This window comes from Olavius algarvensis spirochete endosymbiont, assembly GCA_900608495.1.
GTDB lineage: Bacteria > Spirochaetota > Spirochaetia > DSM-2461 > DSM-2461 > UBA2779.
This window is the reverse complement of the sequence record UWYT01000255.1, coordinates 1-748: the sequence shown is the minus strand read 5'-3', so window position 1 is coordinate 748 and position 748 is coordinate 1. Positions and strand designations below refer to the sequence as shown.

The window sequence follows — 748 nt, the reverse complement described above, 5'->3', positions numbered from 1 at the left end:
GTGAGGGCCTTTAGGAGCTTTTGCTGTCGATAATGCTGCATTATCGACTAGCAAGAGCGGTATCGGCTTGCAGGCTGTGGGGCTTAGATTGGCTTAGGAAGCTCAAAGCTCGTTTATGAGGCTTCGTAGGGAGAGGTTTGGCTAAGGGATTTGCTATCTGCAAGCTGATACCTAAAGGCCCTGGATGAGCCGCTTGGGGCGAGGGGGAGGAATTCTTAGGAGAGCAGGTCTAAGGGAGCAGATTTGCTTTGAGGGTGTCGTCAATTGAAGCTAAAAGTCTTTTTTGTTTTGATGCAGGTAATAGCTGGATTTTTTGAATACGTTTACTTAGACGGAGAGGAATTTCTTCCGTTTCACCGGTTTTTGAAGAAATGCCTAAAATTTTGTCAGCGCTAACATTGAGTGCCAAGGCGAATCGGGCCACCATCTCATCATAGAGACGGATTCGTCCTCGTTCATAGTCGGAAATCAAATACTGCTTCACACCGATCTTCTTGGCTAGGACTTTCTGGGTCAGACCCTGCTGTTTTCGGATTTTTGCAATACGCTCTCCGATCGTCAGTTCCTGTTCGAGGGATTTGAGTTGGTACTTGGGTGATTTGGGCATTATTTGCATTTTACAATTATTCTCATTTAACACTTGACAATAATAGTAATGATAACATAATGTTGGAAATGTTAGAAAGTTGAGTCAACTACTTGACACACTTTTACAAGACCCCGCTCTGTTAGAGCGGTGAAGAGGCCC

Annotated in this window: 1 protein-coding gene; it reads right to left on the bottom strand. The window is 44.8% G+C overall.

The window, feature by feature from the left end; all coding sequences use genetic code 11:
- Window positions 1-229: 229 nt before the first annotated feature.
- Complete coding sequence (locus S1OALGB6SA_RS07870; RefSeq protein ID WP_124033100.1) at window positions 230-616, bottom strand: helix-turn-helix domain-containing protein; 387 nt, start codon at window positions 614-616, stop codon at window positions 230-232.
- Window positions 617-748: the final 132 nt, after the last annotated feature.